This is a genomic window from Culturomica sp., from assembly GCF_003524185.1.
Taxonomy (GTDB): domain Bacteria; phylum Bacteroidota; class Bacteroidia; order Bacteroidales; family Marinifilaceae; genus Culturomica; species Culturomica massiliensis.
In genome coordinates, this window is the sequence record NZ_DOED01000027.1 from 1 (window position 1) to 17,291 (window position 17,291).

A 17,291-nucleotide genomic window follows, 5' to 3' on the forward strand; every position below is an offset into this window, starting at 1 on the left:
TTTCGCTATGTGTTTATTTTATATTTTTGTGCGAAATAAAGTATGTCTCGTGCAGGTCAAGTAAATTTGACTCCACGTGTGGCTTTCGTTAAGGTTCTGCGGAACAAGTTTAAAGTATCTTGAAAAATAATATTTATGGCAAAAATCAGATTTTCGGCATTAAAGGAGATGACCGGCCGTGGACCGGTTGAAAAGATAAAGAAGCAACGGGTAACGGAGGTGTACGGGATGGATGTGTTTACGATGGAAAAGATGAGGCATTATCTGTCAGTGGAGGCGTTCCGGAAGCTGGAGAAGATTATGTTTGAGGGGGGAAGTATCGACCGTATGCTGGCCGATCAGGTGGCAGCAGCTATGAAAGCTTGGGCTGTGGAGAAGGGAGCGACACATTATACGCATTGGTTTCATCCCTTGAACGGGGCTACGGCAGAGAAACACGATAGTTTTATCGATATTCTGAAGGACGGAGATGTGATCGAGGCATTTGACGGGAAGTTGTTGGTGCAGCAGGAACCGGATGCATCGAGTTTCCCGAACGGGGGAATTCGCAATACATTCGAGGCGCGTGGATATACGGCTTGGGATCCGGGTTCTCCGGCATTTATCAATAACAGCACCCTTTGTATTCCTACGGTGTTTGTGGCCTATACAGGGGAAGCGCTGGATTATAAAACACCGATGCTGAAAGCATTGGCATGGATAGATAAAGCTGCTGTCGATATATGCCAGTATTTTGATAAAGATGTGCAAAAAGTTATTGCCACTTTGGGGTGGGAGCAGGAATATTTTTTGGTGGATGAGGCGTTGTATAATGCACGTCCTGATTTGAAGTTGTGCGGATGTACGTTAATGGGACATTCGGCAGCTAAGGATCAGCAGTTGGAAGATCATTATTTCGGTGCGATTCCCGAACGAGTGAATGCTTTTATGGATGAATTGGAGTATGAGTGTTACCGTTTGGGAATTCCGGCAAAGACCCGTCACAATGAATGTGCCCCTAATCAGTTTGAACTGGCTCCGGTTTTTGAGGAGGTAAATCTGGCTGTGGATCACAATCAGTTGTTGATGTCGACAATGAAACGGGTGGCCCGTCATTATAAATTCCGGGTGTTGTTGCATGAGAAACCCTTTAAGGGGATCAATGGTTCCGGAAAACATAATAATTGGTCTCTATTGACGGATACCGGCGTGAATTTATTGTCTCCGGGAAAGAATCCGAAATCGAATATGCAATTTCTGGTATTTTTGGTAACGACGGTTAAGGCTGTTTTAGAACACGAAGCTTTGTTTAAAGCTTGCATCGTATCGTTGGGGAATGAACGCCGACTGGGTGGAGACGAAGCTCCTCCCGTAATTATGTCGGTATTTCTCGGACAGCAGCTCGATTCTATTCTGGATGAAATCGAGACGAAGGTGAGCAGTAAGAAAATGAGTCCGGATGAGAAAACCGAACTGAAATTGAATGTGGGAAAGATTCCTGAAATTATGCGGGATAATACAGATCGTAACCGTACGTCTCCTTTTGCTTTTACGGGTAACCGTTTTGAATTCCGGGCTGTCGGGGCTTCGGCGAATTGCGGAGCTTCAATGATCGTTTTGAATGCTGCAGTTGCCGAGCAGTTGGTGGCTTTTAAGCAGGAAACGGATGCGTTGATCGATAAAGGAGTAAAGAAAGACGAGGCTATTTTTCAGACTTTGCGGAGATATATCATTGCCTGTAAAAAAATCCGGTTTGAAGGTAACGGATACAGTAAGGAATGGAAAGAAGAAGCTCAAAAGCGGGGCTTATCTGTCGAGAGCGGTTGTGTGCGTTCGTTGAGGGCTTATCTGTCGACAAAGGCGAAGAAATTATTCATAGATAACGGTATTTTTACAGAACGGGAACTGGAAGCCCGTTTTGAGATTAAAAACGAGACGTATCTGAAAAAATTACAGATCGAATCCCGGGTATTGGGTGATTTGGCTTTGAATCATATTATACCTACAGCTATTGCTTATCAAAATACATTGATCGATAACGTAAAAGGTTTGAAAGATATTTTACCCGACGTGTATGCGGAAGTCGGGCATGTTCAGTTGGAGTCGATCAAGGAGATTTCCATGCATATTAAGGAAATCAAAACGATGGTCAATGATATGACAGAAGCCCGTAAGCTTGCTAATAATACGTATGAGAATGAAGTGGAGCGTGCGGAGTCTTATTCGGAAACCGTGAAACCCTATCTGGATAAGATACGCTATCATATTGATAAATTGGAATTATTGGTGGACGATGAGATTTGGCCTTTACCGAAATACCGGGAGCTTTTATTTTCTAAATAGAACAAAAAACAGGGAGGTTACTTCCCTGTTTTTTTCAAAGTTTTGTTTTTATTTGTCTTTCCGGACATTTTTATTTATCTCCAAAAACGGTAATATACTCCTAACGGTAAAGATTTGTCGAAATGATCCGTAAAATAGAGTTCTCCGAATTGTTCTCCGGTGCATGTTCCTATCAGTTGGCGCACGGCAGTACGGGCGAGTAATGCGGACAATCCCATGGAATAGAGATTCAGTACCAGAAAGCTGTTGTGGGAGGCCAGCAATTGACCGCACAGGCTTAACAGTTCGTTAATGTTTTCTTCCAATATCCATTTTTCACCATCCGGGCCTCGTCCGTAAGCGGGAGGGTCCAGGATGATGCCCTGATATTTTTTCCCGCGTTTTACTTCTCTGCGGACAAATTTCAGGGCATCGTCTACTATCCACCGGATGCCGTCTATACCGGAAGCTTCCATATTTTCCCGCGACCAACTGATAACCGGTTTTACCGAGTCTACGTGAGTGACGTCGGCGCCTGCACTGCGGGCTGCCAAAGAAGCTCCTCCCGTATAGGCAAAGAGGTTTAATACCCGGGCATTGTTACCGATTTTGTGGATTTGTTCATATATAAAGTCCCAGTTTGCAGCTTGTTCCGGGAATATACCGACGTGTTTGAAGGAGGTCAGGCCAAGCCGCATACGGAGTTTCATTTTTCCCTGGCTGTAGTTGACAAACCATTGTTGAGGCATTTTCGGCTTGCAGATCCATTCGCCGCGTTCTTCATTACGTTTGTCTTTGCGGAAATAGGCATGTGCCCGTTGTGTCCATTCCGAATCGGATAAGGATTTGTTCCAAATGGCCTGTGGTTCCGGGCGTGCTATGATGTATTGCCCGAAGCGTTCTAATTTTTCAAAATTGCCGCTGTCGAGCAATTCGTAATCTTCCCAATTGCCGGGCGTCTGTAATTTTATATCCATACATTCAGGAATAAGAGTTCATTTCAAGTAATTGGTCGATGTGTTTACGGTCGTTCCACAATCGGGGGACCTTATTCTGGCCGCCTAGTTTCCCCTGGCCTTTTAACCAGTCGTTAAATAAATTGGGGCGGGCCATATGAATTTTCAGTCGTTCCAGAGACAATAGCCGTTTGGCTTCATAGTCGGAATTCAATTTTTGAAGCTCTGTATCGAGTATGGATGCGAATTGTTCGATGTCGGCCGGTGGGGTTTCAAATTCGATCAGCCATTCGTGTGCACCTTTTTTACCTCCATTCATAAAAATAGGGGCTGCTGTGAATTCCAGTATATGGCAGTCCGTTTTTTCGCAGGTAATCCGTAAGGCTTCCGTCGCATTGTCGATGATCAGTTCTTCGCCGAAAGCGTTAATGAACAGTTTTGTCCGTCCCGTGATTTTGAACTTATAGGGATCGGTAGAAGTAAACATGATCGTATCTCCGATCATGTATCGCCAGAGTCCTCCGTTTGTCGTAATAACCAGTGCGTAGTTGACGTCTTTTTCAATTTCTTCCAGCAGCAGAGCCTGAGGTTGTGATTTACCCAATTCACTGGTTGGTATGAATTCGTAGTATACACCGTAGTCCAGCATGAGCAAAAGAGAGGTATCGTTCGGATCGTCCTGAATGCCGAAGAAACCTTCGGAAGCGTTATAGGTTTCCAGGTATTTCATTTTCGGATTGGGAAGTAGCTTCTTATATTGTTCCCGGTAAGGGATAAAACTGATTCCGCCGTGTATAAAAAGCTCGAGGTTCGGCCACACTTCATGCAGGTTGCTTTTTCCTGTTTTTTCCAGGATTTTATTGATCAGGGTCAAAAACCAGGAAGGTACTCCCGCCAGACAGCGAACGTCCTCTTTGATTGTCGTTTCGCATATCCTTTCGAGCTTTTCCTCCCAGTTGCTCATCAGCATGATGGAGACATCCGGTGTTTTCATGAAGTTGGCCCAAAAGGGGGTGTTGGAGATCAGAATAGCAGAGAGGTCTCCGTATTGGCAGTTGCTGTTCGTCGAGCTGATCTCGCTGCTTCCGCCTAAAGCCAGTGTTTTACCTCCGAAGACCTGAGCGTCCGGATACAAGCGATTGACAATACCTATGATGTCTTTCCCTCCCCGGAAATGACAGTTTTCCAGAGAAGAAGGAGAAACGGGGATGAATTTGCTTTTAGCGTCTGTCGTACCGGAGGATTTGGCAAACCATTTGATATCTTCCGGCCACAATATATTCTGTGTGCCTTCCATGGTTTGGGCAATCAGGTCTTTGATATCCTCATAATGGACAATCGGAAGCCTTTCCCGGTATTGTTCTGCCGTCAGAATGGATTTGAAATCGTATTTCTGTCCGTATGCCGTATTGGCTGCCATCAAAAGTAATTCCCTTAATGTATTGCGTTGCGTTTCGGTCGGATTGGCTTTGAAATTGTCAATCTGATTTAAGCGCTTTTGCATGAACAGTGAGATGAGTGAATTGATAAACGCCATAAATAAATAGGTTGAGGGTTAAAAATGGTTTTTGCCCTTTCGGTTTTATTCAATCTTCAAAATTCAATTTTAATTGTGGGTCTGCTAAATTAAAACTTTTTCGGTGAAGATCAGTGATCCCGAATTGTTTTATTTTTTCCCGATGTTCCAGGGTCGGATAGCCTTTATTTTGTTTCCAGTTATACATTGGAAATTCTCTGTCCATTTTTTCCATATATTCATCCCTGTGGGTTTTGGCTAAAACCGAAGCGGCGGCAATGGACATGTATTTACCGTCTCCTTTGACGATACATAAATGAGGAATGTCCCGGTATTTTTTGAACCGGTTTCCGTCAATGATGATATGTTCCGGGCGTATGTGCAATTGATCCAGGGCTTTATGCATCGCCATGATCGATGCATTCAGGATGTTTATTTCATCGATTTCGTGATTGTTGATGGCTGCTACAGCCCAGGCTACTGCTTCTTTTTCGATGATGGGCCGGAGTTGGTTGCGCTGTTTTTCTGATAATTGTTTGGAATCATTTAACAGTTCATTATAGAAATTGTCGGGTAGAATGACTGCCGCTGCAAATACCGGCCCGGCCAGACATCCTCTTCCGGCTTCGTCACAACCGGCTTCGATGGCTTCGCCTTTGTATTTCAATTGTAACATAACTTGAGGTTTACATGATTATTTTGTCGCAGAGCGATAAAATAATTCATATTTTTGCAAAAATAATATTTTCAAATTTTAATCTCAGGTTTTCTGTCGAATTATGTTGAGTAAGGAAGAAGTAAAAGAATTGCGGATAAATTTCTGGAATGGTTTCAAACGGTATTGTGCTAAGCGCCGGGTTAACCGGCATTGGGTTTTGACGGGTGTGAAAATAAAATGTACCCAGTTGAAATTTTATGCCGACCGGGAAAAAGCTTTGGTGTTGTTTCAAATTGACCATAAAAATCCATTGAGACGCTATGAGGTGTATGAATGTTTTCTTTCTTACCGTAAGTTGATGGGAGAAAGTTGCGGGGAGGATTTAAAATGGGAGGAAGATTATGCCGGAATTGATGACCGGACTGTCAGTGCTGTTTATTTTGAGTTGGCAGGAGTGGATGTCTTGCGTGCGGAAGATTGGGAGGGGATTTATGCGTTTTTTGTGGAGAAGATGATATTGCTGGAGGAAGCCTATTGGGAATACCGGGATTTGATAAATGAACGGCTTAAGGGGAATGTGGGGAATAATTGAGGATTTATGATTTTAGATTGACGATTTCTTTTTTCCAGGGGAGGGGTGTGGGTATAATCTAAAATCGTCAATCTAAAATCTACAATTAATAGGTTTCGTTTCTTATTTAGAGTGGTTCAGCTTATAAATTAAATTGAAGTCCGACACCCAGAATTTCTTTGAATTGTACGCGGGGACCTGCACTGCCGTTTTTTTGAGTGATTTTTACGTCGTTGTCATAAATGAGGTTGGTGGTCAGGTTTGTCGAGAACCAATTGTTGATTTTCATGTTTAGAAGTACATCCCATCGGACGTCGATATTTTGCGGTTGATCCAGGTAGTTGCAATAAAGATCTACCCGGCTGTAGATCGTCATATTTTTCAGAAATTCGTATTGAACTTCGGCTTTTAGATTGGCTCCGAATTCGGAAAGAAGGTGTTTCCCTTTTTTGACACCGAATGCCCCTGCATCCGATAGCCGGTTGTTGGCGACAAAGGTGCCCCGCCAGGATGCCGGCGAAAAAGTAGCTGTAAAATAGGGTTTGGGAGTCCAGGTGACACCGGCTCCGATCATCAGATAGGCCGGAGCCATGAATTTTGAAATGAAGGAATCTCTGGAAACCTCATAGTTGTAACCTTTGGCGAATTGGGTCTGGAAGGTAAGCAATCCGCTGAGGTAAAAATTTTTGGCCATTTGGTAGCCGTAGGTGGAAGAGAGGTATATTTTATCATTCGTTTTGCGTGTGCCGTTGCTTTCAGTCCTGTTTAATCCGTAAGCCAGTTCGAGGCGATTATTTAACAGATGCCGTTCTTTTTTGAAATCAGCGGAATAATTCAGCAGGGCATCGAGTCCCAGGGCGGATTCACCCCCGGCAGACCAACTGCTTAGGCTTGCCTGCGAAAGATTGAAGGCTGTTATTCCTTTCCGTTCCCAGTAAGGGTTTTGTCCGGGCTGGGCCAAAAGTGTACAGTAATTCCCGATGAGGAAAAAAATAATATAGATACTTTTTTTCATAATTGTAATTTTTATAAGTCAGAGTTTTTTACTCCTACGAATCGGGAGGTGGGAAGGTTAGGAATAAATGCAGGACTTGTGTATGGAGGTATAAAAAAACAGAGGAGCAACTGAACGGCCCCTCTGTTTTTTTAGTCTTTGTCGATTTCTTCGGCTGGAATGGGAAGCTGATACCTGGTTTCTATGATTTCTTTATCGGAAAAGAAAAAAGAGGCTTCCCAGGCTGCGTTTTCGTCGCTGTCTGAAGCGTGAATGGCATTACGGGTTTTGCTTTCTGCAAAATATTTACGGATGGTATGTTCTGCGGCTTTTACCGGGTCGGTAGCACCGATTAGGGCTCTGAAGTCTGCAACGGCATTTTCTTTTTCGAGTACGGCTACTACAATAGGGCCGGCAGTCATAAAGAGACTCAACGTACGGAAGAACGGACGCTCTTTATGTATGTGATAAAATTTCTCGACGTCGGAACGGCTGAGGCAAACCATTTTAAGGGCCAGAATACGAAATCCCGCTTTTTCAATGATTGTCAGTATTTCTCCGGTATGTTGCTGGCCGACGGCATTGGGTTTGATAATGGTGAAAGTTCTGTTCGTCATAATTTTCAGTTTTAATTGTGTAGCTAAGATAAGTAAAATAAAGAAACCGGGTTTAATTTATGTGGATGTTATCCAGAGAATCTGGTATATAAGGAAATAATTAGAACAAATCTAAATTAGAAAAAAATGTTTTAAATAATTCATTTTTTCTGGTAATGTTTGTAAATTTGACAAAAATCGATATAGGTGTATAATATTTAACAACAAACTTATATAATAATAGGCCATGAACAAATTTATATCAATTGAAAAGGCTGTAGCACAGGTGAAAGATGGGATGACGGTTATGGTAGGCGGTTTTCTGGCTAACGGAACCCCTAACGCAATCGTTGACGCTCTGGCGAAAAGCGGAGTAAAAAATCTGACCTTGATTTGTAATGATACGGCTTTCCCGGATAAAGGGGTGGGACAATGGATTGCCAATAAGCAAGTGAAGAAATTGATCGTTTCTCATATCGGTACGAATCCGTGTACCAGTGAGCAGATGAATAGCGGTGAATTGGAAATTGAATTTGTTCCGCAGGGGACACTTGCAGAGCGGGTGCGTTGCGGAGGGGCCGGTTTAGGCGGTTTTTTGACGACGACAGGTATGGGAACGATTGTTGCGGAAGGAAAGCCGGTTGTTCAGGTCGATGGGAAAGAATATTTGTTGGAGAAACCTTTACGGGCAGATATAGCCTTGGTTGGTGCCAGTTTGGGAGATAAGAGCGGGAACCTGGTATATAAAGGTACTTCTCAGAATTTTAATCCTTTAATGGCGAGTGCTGCGGATTTGGTTATAGCGGAGATAGAGGATTTGGTAGAAGTCGGGGAATTGTTTCCGGAATTAGTGAAGACACCGGGAATTTTTGTCGACTATATTATTGAGAAGTAAAAACGCATGTACAATTTTAAGCGATAGAGAATATGGAAAAATCATTGATAAGATTGAGAATGAGTGCACACGATGCCCATTACGGCGGTAATTTGGTCGATGGTGCACGTATGTTGCAATTGTTCGGAGATGTAGCTACCGAATTGTTGATAAAGCATGACGGGGATGAGGGATTGTTTGCCGGTTATGACAATATCGAGTTTTTAGCGCCGGTGTATGCCGGAGATTATATCGAAGCTACAGGGGAAATTGTACATGTCGGAAATTCTTCCCGTAAGATGGTATTTGAAGCCCGTAAGGTAGTAATTACCCGGACGGATATATCAGAATCTGCTGCGGATTTCCTGGAAGAACCTGTCGTTGTATGTCGGGCGAGCGGTACTTGTGTCGTTCCGAAAAAATGTCAACGGAAAGGATAAATAGTTCGCTTTGTAGAGATTAAGGAAGAAATAAATTAAAGGATAAGTTATGGAAAAATTGATTATAACTGCTGCCATTTGCGGAGCTGAAGTATTGAAAGAACATAACCCGGCTGTTCCCTACACTGTGGAGGAATGTGTCCGGGAAGCCCGTTCGGCTTATGATGCCGGAGCAAGTATCATTCATTTGCATGTCAGATATGACGATGGAACACCGACACAGGATAAGGCTCGTTTCAAAGTGATTATGGATGCTATTCGGGAGGCATGTCCGGATGTGATTATTCAGCCTTCAACGGGGGGTGCTGTGGGAATGACTGACGACGAACGTTTGCAACCGACGGAGTTACATCCTGAAATGGCTACTCTGGATTGCGGAACGTTGAATTTCGGCGGGGATGAGGTGTTTATGAATACCGAGAATACGATTCGTTATTTCGGACAACGCATGATTGAGTTGGGGATTAAGCCGGAATTGGAAGTTTTTGATAAGAGTATGATAGAAATGGCTTTGCGGATGCATAAGAAAGGGTTTATCAAGGCTCCGATGCATTTTGATTTTGTGATGGGCGTGAATGGGGGAATCGGCGGTGACATCCGGGATTTCGTTTTTTTACGCCATAGTATTCCTTCTGATGCAACTTATACCGTTGCCGGGATCGGCCGGTACGAATTTCCTTTGGCGGTTTGCGCAATCGTTGACGGCGGGCATGTCAGAGTCGGTTTTGAAGACAATGTATATTTGTCGAAAGGTGTATTGGCTAAATCGAACGGGGAACTTGTCGGGAAGGTGGTGCGTTTGGCAAAAGAGTTCGGACGTGAGATTGCGACACCTGATGAAGCCCGGCAGATATTGGGCTTGAAAGCAAGAGTGTAATCATTTTTCAATTGAATTTTAACTATTAAACTTATATATTGTTATGAAAAAAGGAAATAAATACGGAACCCACAGAGTGATTGAACCGAAAGGTGTGTTGCCTCAACCGGCTAATAAGTTGGACAACAATATGGATGAAATATACGATAACGAAATATTGATTGATGTTCAGACGTTGAATATTGATTCGGCCAGTTTTACTCAGATTCACGAGCAGGCAAAGGGCGATAAAGCGAAGATTGCGGAGATTATGCTGGATATCGTAGCCAAGCAGGGAAAACACCGGAATCCGGTAACCGGTTCGGGAGGTATGTTGTTGGGAACCGTGGAAAAGATCGGAGATGCTTTGATCGGAAAAACGGATTTGAAGGTCGGAGATAAAATTGCCACTTTGGTGTCTCTGTCATTAACTCCTTTGAAAATTGATAAGATCAAAGAAATTCGCGCGGATGTGGATCAGGTGGACATCGACGGAAAAGCTATTTTGTTCGAGAGCGGTATTTATGCTAAAATTCCGGCTGATTTACCTGAGAAACTGGCTCTTTCTGCATTGGATGTGGCCGGGGCTCCTGCCCAGACGGCCAAATTGGTAAAGCCGGGAGACACCGTATTGATTATCGGTGCCGGCGGTAAATCGGGTATGTTGTGCTGTTATGAAGCTAAAAAGAGAGCCGGAGTGACCGGTAAAGTGATCGGTTTGTGTCATAGTCAAAAGAGTACGGAGCGTTTGCAAAAGCTCGGTTTCTGTGATTATGTATTCTCTGCCGATGCGACACAACCGGTTTCGGTGATGGAGAAAATCTCAGAGTTGACCAATGGAGAAATGTGTGATATTACTATTAATAATGTGAATATTACGGATACGGAAATGACCAGTATTCTTTGTACGAAAGATACCGGATTGGTTTATTTCTTCTCTATGGCGACAAGTTTCACGAAAGCAGCTTTGGGAGCAGAAGGGGTTGGTAGTGATGTAACGATGTTGATTGGTAACGGATACACCAGAGGACATGCTGAAATCACTTTACAGGAACTGCGTGAGAGTGAGGAATTGCGTAAAATTTTTACGGAATTGTATGCTTAAGAATTTAAAAGTCTGGGGTTAGAGATTGTGGCCGATAGCTTCGTGCTATCCGGATTGTTTATAATGGTTGAGCCGGAGCGGATCAGAACAAGGTAAACGGATAGTATGGTTGCTATCGGGCAATTTATTTCGGACCGGATTGGATTGAATGGAACATTATTATTAAAACAAAGTGCTATGACAAGCCGACGAAAAGAGTTTTTTCCGGAAGTAACCGATGAACAGTGGAACGACTGGCATTGGCAGGTAAAAAACAGAATAGAAACTTTGGAGCAGCTAAAGAAGTATATCCGTTTGACAAGAGAGGAAGAGGAAGGGGTACGCGAGTCGTTGAAAACGTTACGTATGGCGATTACTCCTTATTATTTGAGCTTGATTGATCCGGACAATCCGCATTGTCCGATCCGTAAGCAGTCTATTCCGACCATAGAAGAGCTACATAAATCACCGGCAGATTTGCTGGACCCCTTGCATGAGGATGGGGATTCTCCAGTACCGGGGTTGACACATCGCTATCCGGATCGGGTATTGTTTTTAATTACGGATCAATGTGCGATGTATTGCCGGCATTGTACCCGGCGGCGTTTTGCCGGGCATCATGACTGTGCTGCCCCTTCGGAGCGTATTGATAAGGGAATTGAATATATCGCGGCTCACCCGGAAGTAAGGGATGTGTTGTTGTCGGGAGGAGATGCTTTATTGGTGAGCGACGGGCGTTTGGAAGATATTATCAAGCGCTTGCGGGCAATTCCACATGTTGAAATCATCCGTATCGGGAGCCGTACTCCGGTAGTTTTACCTCAACGTATTACAGAAGGATTGGTAAATATGTTGAAAAAGTATCATCCGATTTGGTTGAATACGCATTTCAATCATCCGAACGAAATCACGGAGGAATCTTCAGCAGCGTGTGCCCGTTTGGCAGATGCCGGGATACCTTTGGGAAATCAATCGGTATTATTGCGGGGAATCAATGATTGCACTCATGTCATGAAAAGATTGGTGCAACAACTGGTACGTATTCGGGTACGACCTTATTATATTTATATATGTGATTTGTCGATGGGGATCGGACATTTCCGCACCCCGGTATCGAAAGGTATTGAAATTATCGAAAATTTGCGCGGTCATACTTCCGGTTATGCCGTACCGACATTCGTTGTGGATGCACCGGGTGGAGGCGGTAAGATTCCGGTTATGCCGACGTATATGATTTCTCAAAGTCCGAATCGGGTCGTTTTACGGAATTTTGAAGGAGTTGTGACGACTTATACGGAACCTTCCGATTACAAAGACGAATGTTATTGCGAGGAATGTGAAAAAGTCCGGAAAACGGAGGGGGTTGCGGAGTTATTGAAAGGAACAAGGTTGTCGATAGAGCCGAACGATCTGGATCGGAAGAACCGGAATTTGTTGGCGAAAGGATGATTTTTTCATTGTTGCAGTGATTCCTGACGGAGGAGAGCAGATGATGTCTTGGATAGAAGATATATTGAGATGTAAGAGTTTGTCGATTATCGGTTTGGAGAAGAATACCGGTAAGACGGAAAGCCTGAATTATATATTACAGGAATTGAAGGATTCGGGCAGGACGATTGCATTGACTTCTATCGGTATAGATGGAGAGAAGAGGGATCAGGTCTGTCAGATAGCGAAGCCGGAAATCGAACTTTACGAAGGCATGGTTTTCGTAACGACCGAGCAACATTATCGAACAAGACGGTTGGTAGCCGAGGTGCTGGATATCAGTGACCGGCGCACTTCACTGGGACGTTTGGTGACAGCCAGGGCTAAAACGGGAGGTAAAGTTTTACTTTCAGGACCGCCCGATACTGCCGGTTTGAAAGAATTGATTTCGGGAATGGGGAGATGGGAGGTCGGTCTGACAATTGTTGACGGGGCATTGTCCCGTTTCAGCCACGGTTCGCCTGCTGTTTGTGAGGGACTTGTTTTAGCTACAGGTGCAGCCGTTTCCGGAACGATACCCCAGTTGGTCAACAAGACCAAATATGTGTATGATCTGATTTCTTTAGAAGAGGTTGAGCCGCAAATCGGCCGGCAATTGGAAGAAAAGGAAAGCGGTATTTGGGCGGTTGACGGGCAGGGCGTTGTCAGAGATCTGGGAATTCCCTCGGCATTGATGTTGGAGCGGTATAAGGCAGACGTCTTCCGATATGGGAGGTGTCTGTATGTCGCCGGGATTGTAAGTGATAATTTGTTGAATTTTTTACGGACGCAAGCCTTGCCGGTAGAATTGATTATTCAGGATTTTACCCGCATGTTTGCTTTACCGGAAACTTATAATTTTTTTGTGCATAAAGGGAATCGTGTAAAGGTCCTTCGGCGTTCCAGGCTTCTGGGAGTGACGGTAAATCCAATGTCGCCTTCAGGTTTTTGCCTGAATTCCGTTCGTCTCCGGGAAGCTTTGGAAGCCGCTTTGAAAATACCGGTATACGATGTGAGAACTATGAAAAGTAAGTGATAGAGATGCAAGTAAGGGAAGCGATAAAACAAATCAGCGGATTCCGTTATCTGATTGACAGGCTGGAGCTCCGTTCCGGTGTCGGCAGGGAGAGGATATTGCATCAGCCATGGATGGAATGTTCTGAAACAATCGAAAAAGAATTGGAGAAGACGGAGCAAATTATCCGGGTAGCCGCTACAAATCCGCCTTTGACTTGTAAGTTCCGGAAGGCACTGGAGCGTGTTAAAAATATCAGAGGTACGATTAAACGTTTATCGGAAAATACGGTATTGGATGACCTGGAGCTTTTCGAAATCAAAAATTTTGCTTCGGCAGTTGTTGAGATCAGGGCATTTACAGAATATTGTCCGGTGGTAGAATTACCGGATTTGACGGCTGTTTTTGTTTTGCTCGATCCGGAAAATACCGGAATATCCCATTTCTATATTTATGATGTTTATTCTCCGGATTTAGCGGCTTTAAGGAAGGAGATCCGGCTGAAAAAATCAGCAGGGGAAGAAGAGGTGACAGAAGCTTTATATTTTAAAAGTGTGGAGATTGAAGATCGGGTCCGGGGTGAATTGACTGTAAAACTTCAGGTATATAAAGAGTCGCTGTCCAAAGCTTTGGAGGGAGTTGCTCATTTGGATGTTTTGCAGGCAAAAGCTTTGTTGGCGGTGCAATTGGACCTGTGTCGTCCGGAAGTTTGTGTTGAGGGGGGTGAAGTTTATACAGCTTATGAAGGTTTGTTTCATCCGGAAATTAAAGATAATCTGCAACGAAACGGTAAGGATTATCAGGCTGTGGACATAGTTATCCGTCCGGAGGTCACTTTAATTACCGGAGCCAATATGGCCGGTAAAACGGTTTTGTTGAAAAGTGTGGCTTTGGCCCAATGTCTGTGTCAGTTCGGATTTTATGTTCCGGCAAAATGTGCCCGGGTGGCTTCCGTGGCGGGAGTTGCCATCAGTAGCGGGGACGGGCAGGATGAGTTGAGCGGTTTATCTTCCTTTGCCGCGGAAATGTTATGTGTGGACAGGATTATCCGGGAAGTTAAAGCAGGAAGAAAAATATTGGTGTTGATAGATGAATTGGCAAGGACGACGAATCCTGCGGAAGGACGTGCTCTTGTTTGTGGGGTGGTAGAACTATTGGCGGGAGCCGGTGTTCCGGTGTTGATTACGACTCATTACAGCGGTATTGAAGGGAGATGCAGAAGATTGCGTGTCAGAGGTTTTCGGGAAGAAAAGATAGAAGGTGCTTTGACATTAGCGAATGTTACTTCGTTTATTGATTATTCATTGGTGGAAGAAGAGCGGGAAGAAGTTCCCCGGGAGGCGATTCGGATCGCCGAGATATTGAGGGTCGACGGAGAGTTGCTTGAAAAAGCAAGGCGGGTTATGGAAAAAGAAAATAGAATTAAAAAATAAGATATTCGGACTATGGAGAGTAAATTAGGACTGGATTTTAAGAAGGTCGGCCATGCCAAGGAACTGGCCAGAAAGATTGCCGACGGTGTACAAGGGTTCGTAGAGCAATATACGACTGTCGCTGTCGAAAGAACTTTATGCCGTTTGCTTGGGATAGACGGTGTGGATGCGAATACCGTACCGTTGCCGAATGTATTGGTGAGTGAATTGAAGGAAAAAGGTGTCTTGGGGCAGGGCGTGTTGTTTTTTCTGGGGAATGCAATTATTTCTACGGGTAAAGATCCGCAGGAGATAGCTGAAGCTGTGGGTGAAGGAGAGTTGGATATTACCCGTTTGCCGTTTCATTCGGCAGAGGAGATCCAAAAGGCTTTGGAACCTTATGTTGATTCGACGATTGAAAGAATCAGTAAACGGAAGCAAAAGCGGGCAGCTTATCTGGAAAATTTAGGAGAAGGCCCTAAGCCTTACTTATATGTGATTGTAGCTACCGGTAATATTTATGAAGATGTTGTTCAGGCGCAGGCAGCAGCCCGTCAGGGTGCTGATATTATAGCCGTGATCCGGACGACGGGACAAAGCTTGTTGGATTATGTTCCTTATGGAGCAACGACAGAAGGGTTCGGAGGAACGTTTGCTACGCAGGAAAATTTCCGGATTATGCGTAAAGCGCTGGATGAAGTCGGAGAAGAGGTCGGACGTTATATACGTCTTTGTAATTATTGTTCGGGTTTATGTATGCCGGAAATTGCGGCAATGGGAGCTTTGGAAGGGTTGGATGTAATGCTGAATGACGCTTTATACGGAATATTATTCCGGGATATCAATATGCAACGGACACTGGTGGATCAGTATATGTCCCGGGTTATCAACGGTTTTGCCGGCGTGATTATCAATACCGGCGAAGACAATTATCTGACGACGGCGGATGCCGTGGAACAGGCTCATACCGTATTGGCTTCGGATTTGATTAATGAGCAATTGGCTTTATTGGCCGGTTTACCGGAAGAACAGATGGGGTTGGGACATGCCTTTGAAATGGACCCGGAGTTAGAGAACGGCTTTTTGCTGGAGTTGGCACAAGCTCAGATGATCCGAGAGATTTTTCCCCGTGCTACGTTGAAATATATGCCTCCGACCAAATTTATGACGGGAAATATTTTCCGGGGACATATACAGGATGCTTTGTTCAATATGGTCGGTATATGGACTTCTCAGGGTATTCAGTTGCTGGGAATGCCGACGGAAGCCATTCATACGCCTTTTATGTCGGATCGTTATCTTTCCATAGAGAATGCCCGCTATATATTTAATAATATGCGGAATATCGGGGATGAGATCGAATATAAGAAAGACGGTATTATCCGGAAACGGGCGGCGGAGGTGCTGGATAAAGCCATTGCTCTGTTGAAGGAAATGGAGACGGAAGGATTGTTTACGGCGCTCGAGAAAGGAATTTTTGCCGATGTCAAGCGTCCGAGAAACGGCGGAAAAGGATTGGACGGCGTAACGGAAAAAGGAGGTAATTATTATAATCCGTTTGTAAAGATCATGAAACAGTGATATTTACAATTTGAGGAAGACGGATGAAGTTGTAAATCTGATACGTCTACTGGCATATTAAACTTTACGCTTCAATACTGTAATTTACTAAAATAAAGATTATTACGATATTTGAATATATCGGTTAATTATGAATGGGGTATTTATTATTAAAATATAAAATATGAGCGGAGGATTATATTCAACAGAGGTGAATGATTTCGATCAAACCCTGGACCTGAAAAAGATAAAACCCTATGGGGATACGATGAATGACGGTAAAACGCAGATTAGTTTTACCTTGCCGGTTCCGGATGGGGAGGAAGGCATTGAAGCCGCCAAACAATTGATGAAGAAGATGGGATTCGAAAATCCGTTGGTTGTATTTCATAAAGAGTTGACGAAAGGATTTACTTTTTTCAATTGTTACGGTAGTTGTACCCATACGGTGGATTATACGAATATTCATGTTCCGAAGGTGGAATCGACACGTTGGAGTATGTCCGAAACCGACGATTTTATCCGGACCCATATCGGTCGTAAAATTGTGGTTGTCGGTGCAAGCACCGGAACGGATGCCCATACGGTGGGAATTGATGCAATTATGAACATGAAGGGGTTTGCCGGACATTACGGATTGGAGCGTTACGATATGTTCGAGACGTTGAATATGGGAAGTCAGGTACCCAATGAAGAGTTTATTGCCAAAGCCATTGAGCTGGGAGCCGATGCTTTGTTGGTGTCGCAGACGGTGACGCAGAAGGACGTGCATGTTAAAAATCTCACGGAATTAGTTGAGATGCTGGAAGCCGAGGGCTTACGGAGCAAACTGCTGTTGCTTTGCGGAGGGCCTCGTATTTCTCATGAGTTGGCTAAGGAGCTGGGATATGATGCCGGTTTCGGCATGAATACTTATGCTGACGATGTGGCTTCGTTTATTGCACAGGAATTATGGAACAGATTGCAAAATAAAGAGTAATTTAAAACATAC

16 protein-coding genes are annotated in these 17,291 nt (G+C 44.1%); 11 read left to right on the forward strand and 5 right to left on the reverse strand.

What is annotated here, in order from left to right:
* The first annotated feature begins 135 nt into the window (after positions 1 to 135).
* Positions 136 to 2,322: a glutamine synthetase III family protein gene (locus DD657_RS09315; protein ID WP_287049654.1), complete on the forward strand. Its 2,187-nt coding sequence runs from the start codon at positions 136 to 138 to the stop codon at positions 2,320 to 2,322.
* A 74-nt stretch (positions 2,323 to 2,396) separates the two neighbouring features.
* On the opposite strand, the gene DD657_RS09320 is transcribed toward DD657_RS09315, so the two are convergent.
* Genes DD657_RS09320 through rnhB form a run of 3 tightly spaced genes read right to left on the reverse strand, consistent with a single transcriptional unit; the run spans position 2,397 to position 5,449 of the window.
* Entirely contained in the window at positions 2,397 to 3,278 is an 882-nt protein-coding gene (locus DD657_RS09320) for a class I SAM-dependent methyltransferase (RefSeq protein ID WP_187373431.1), read from the reverse strand.
* A 4-nt stretch (positions 3,279 to 3,282) separates the two neighbouring features.
* Positions 3,283 to 4,794, reverse strand: coding sequence for a GH3 auxin-responsive promoter family protein (locus DD657_RS09325; protein ID WP_287049655.1), 1,512 nt, complete (start codon positions 4,792 to 4,794; stop codon positions 3,283 to 3,285).
* Between the two features lie 49 nt (positions 4,795 to 4,843).
* Positions 4,844 to 5,449, reverse strand: coding sequence for a ribonuclease HII (gene rnhB, locus DD657_RS09330; protein ID WP_021987069.1), 606 nt, complete (start codon positions 5,447 to 5,449; stop codon positions 4,844 to 4,846).
* Positions 5,450 to 5,552: 103 nt separating this feature from the next.
* On the opposite strand from rnhB, the gene DD657_RS09335 reads away from it, so the two are divergent.
* Positions 5,553 to 6,023, forward strand: a complete 471-nt coding sequence (locus DD657_RS09335; protein ID WP_287049656.1) for a DUF4268 domain-containing protein — start codon at positions 5,553 to 5,555, stop codon at positions 6,021 to 6,023.
* Between the two features lie 121 nt (positions 6,024 to 6,144).
* Here DD657_RS09335 and DD657_RS09340 read toward each other — a convergent pair whose 3' ends face one another.
* Positions 6,145 to 7,017, reverse strand: a complete 873-nt coding sequence (locus DD657_RS09340; RefSeq protein ID WP_068690849.1) for a DUF3078 domain-containing protein — start codon at positions 7,015 to 7,017, stop codon at positions 6,145 to 6,147.
* 131 nt (positions 7,018 to 7,148) lie between these two features.
* On the reverse strand, positions 7,149 to 7,613 hold the full coding sequence (gene ndk, locus DD657_RS09345; RefSeq protein WP_021987072.1) for a nucleoside-diphosphate kinase: 465 nt from the start codon (positions 7,611 to 7,613) through the stop codon (positions 7,149 to 7,151).
* A 226-nt stretch (positions 7,614 to 7,839) separates the two neighbouring features.
* Here ndk and DD657_RS09350 point away from each other — a divergent pair, with 226 nt between their 5' ends.
* The 9 genes from DD657_RS09350 (at position 7,840) to kamE (ending at position 17,279) form a co-directional block, all read left to right on the forward strand.
* The gene (locus DD657_RS09350) at positions 7,840 to 8,487 is read left to right on the forward strand and encodes a CoA transferase subunit A (protein ID WP_021987073.1); all 648 of its coding nucleotides are present in this window, start codon (positions 7,840 to 7,842) and stop codon (positions 8,485 to 8,487) included.
* Between the two features lie 32 nt (positions 8,488 to 8,519).
* On the forward strand, positions 8,520 to 8,906 hold the full coding sequence (kal, locus tag DD657_RS09355) for a 3-aminobutyryl-CoA ammonia lyase (RefSeq protein WP_021987074.1): 387 nt from the start codon (positions 8,520 to 8,522) through the stop codon (positions 8,904 to 8,906).
* Between the two features lie 49 nt (positions 8,907 to 8,955).
* On the forward strand, positions 8,956 to 9,783 hold the full coding sequence (kce, locus tag DD657_RS09360) for a 3-keto-5-aminohexanoate cleavage enzyme (RefSeq protein ID WP_287049657.1): 828 nt from the start codon (positions 8,956 to 8,958) through the stop codon (positions 9,781 to 9,783).
* Positions 9,784 to 9,826: 43 nt separating this feature from the next.
* Positions 9,827 to 10,867, forward strand: a complete 1,041-nt coding sequence (gene kdd / locus DD657_RS09365) for an L-erythro-3,5-diaminohexanoate dehydrogenase (protein WP_287049658.1) — start codon at positions 9,827 to 9,829, stop codon at positions 10,865 to 10,867.
* Between the two features lie 177 nt (positions 10,868 to 11,044).
* On the forward strand, positions 11,045 to 12,295 hold the full coding sequence (kamA, locus tag DD657_RS09370) for a lysine 2,3-aminomutase (protein ID WP_068692270.1): 1,251 nt from the start codon (positions 11,045 to 11,047) through the stop codon (positions 12,293 to 12,295).
* Positions 12,296 to 12,335: 40 nt separating this feature from the next.
* Positions 12,336 to 13,349 carry a lysine 5,6-aminomutase reactivase subunit KamB gene (gene kamB, locus DD657_RS09375; RefSeq protein WP_353745293.1) on the forward strand — a complete coding sequence of 338 codons (1,014 nt, stop codon included), beginning with the start codon at positions 12,336 to 12,338 and terminating at the stop codon, positions 13,347 to 13,349.
* Between the two features lie 5 nt (positions 13,350 to 13,354).
* Positions 13,355 to 14,761, forward strand: coding sequence for a lysine 5,6-aminomutase reactivase ATPase KamC (gene kamC / locus DD657_RS09380; RefSeq protein WP_287049659.1), 1,407 nt, complete (start codon positions 13,355 to 13,357; stop codon positions 14,759 to 14,761).
* 12 nt (positions 14,762 to 14,773) lie between these two features.
* Positions 14,774 to 16,321 (forward strand): lysine 5,6-aminomutase subunit alpha, encoded by a 1,548-nt coding sequence (gene kamD, locus DD657_RS09385; protein ID WP_287049660.1) that lies wholly within the window; start codon positions 14,774 to 14,776, stop codon positions 16,319 to 16,321.
* Between the two features lie 163 nt (positions 16,322 to 16,484).
* Positions 16,485 to 17,279 (forward strand): lysine 5,6-aminomutase subunit beta, encoded by a 795-nt coding sequence (gene kamE, locus DD657_RS09390; protein ID WP_287049661.1) that lies wholly within the window; start codon positions 16,485 to 16,487, stop codon positions 17,277 to 17,279.
* Positions 17,280 to 17,291 lie beyond the last annotated feature (12 nt).

What these genes read in the sequence shown, in the direction of transcription:
- DD657_RS09315 (WP_287049654.1), top strand. Translation starts at nt 136, where the DNA reads ATGGCAAAAATCAGATTTTCGGCATTAAAGGAGATGACCGGCCGTGGA.
- DD657_RS09320 (WP_187373431.1), bottom strand. Translation starts at nt 3,278, where the DNA reads ATGGATATAAAATTACAGACGCCCGGCAATTGGGAAGATTACGAATTG.
- DD657_RS09325 (WP_287049655.1), bottom strand. Translation starts at nt 4,794, where the DNA reads ATGGCGTTTATCAATTCACTCATCTCACTGTTCATGCAAAAGCGCTTA.
- rnhB (WP_021987069.1), bottom strand. Translation starts at nt 5,449, where the DNA reads ATGTTACAATTGAAATACAAAGGCGAAGCCATCGAAGCCGGTTGTGAC.
- DD657_RS09335 (WP_287049656.1), top strand. Translation starts at nt 5,553, where the DNA reads ATGTTGAGTAAGGAAGAAGTAAAAGAATTGCGGATAAATTTCTGGAAT.
- DD657_RS09340 (WP_068690849.1), bottom strand. Translation starts at nt 7,017, where the DNA reads ATGAAAAAAAGTATCTATATTATTTTTTTCCTCATCGGGAATTACTGT.
- ndk (WP_021987072.1), bottom strand. Translation starts at nt 7,613, where the DNA reads ATGACGAACAGAACTTTCACCATTATCAAACCCAATGCCGTCGGCCAG.
- DD657_RS09350 (WP_021987073.1), top strand. Translation starts at nt 7,840, where the DNA reads ATGAACAAATTTATATCAATTGAAAAGGCTGTAGCACAGGTGAAAGAT.
- kal (WP_021987074.1), top strand. Translation starts at nt 8,520, where the DNA reads ATGGAAAAATCATTGATAAGATTGAGAATGAGTGCACACGATGCCCAT.
- kce (WP_287049657.1), top strand. Translation starts at nt 8,956, where the DNA reads ATGGAAAAATTGATTATAACTGCTGCCATTTGCGGAGCTGAAGTATTG.
- kdd (WP_287049658.1), top strand. Translation starts at nt 9,827, where the DNA reads ATGAAAAAAGGAAATAAATACGGAACCCACAGAGTGATTGAACCGAAA.
- kamA (WP_068692270.1), top strand. Translation starts at nt 11,045, where the DNA reads ATGACAAGCCGACGAAAAGAGTTTTTTCCGGAAGTAACCGATGAACAG.
- kamB (WP_353745293.1), top strand. Translation starts at nt 12,336, where the DNA reads ATGATGTCTTGGATAGAAGATATATTGAGATGTAAGAGTTTGTCGATT.
- kamC (WP_287049659.1), top strand. Translation starts at nt 13,355, where the DNA reads ATGCAAGTAAGGGAAGCGATAAAACAAATCAGCGGATTCCGTTATCTG.
- kamD (WP_287049660.1), top strand. Translation starts at nt 14,774, where the DNA reads ATGGAGAGTAAATTAGGACTGGATTTTAAGAAGGTCGGCCATGCCAAG.
- kamE (WP_287049661.1), top strand. Translation starts at nt 16,485, where the DNA reads ATGAGCGGAGGATTATATTCAACAGAGGTGAATGATTTCGATCAAACC.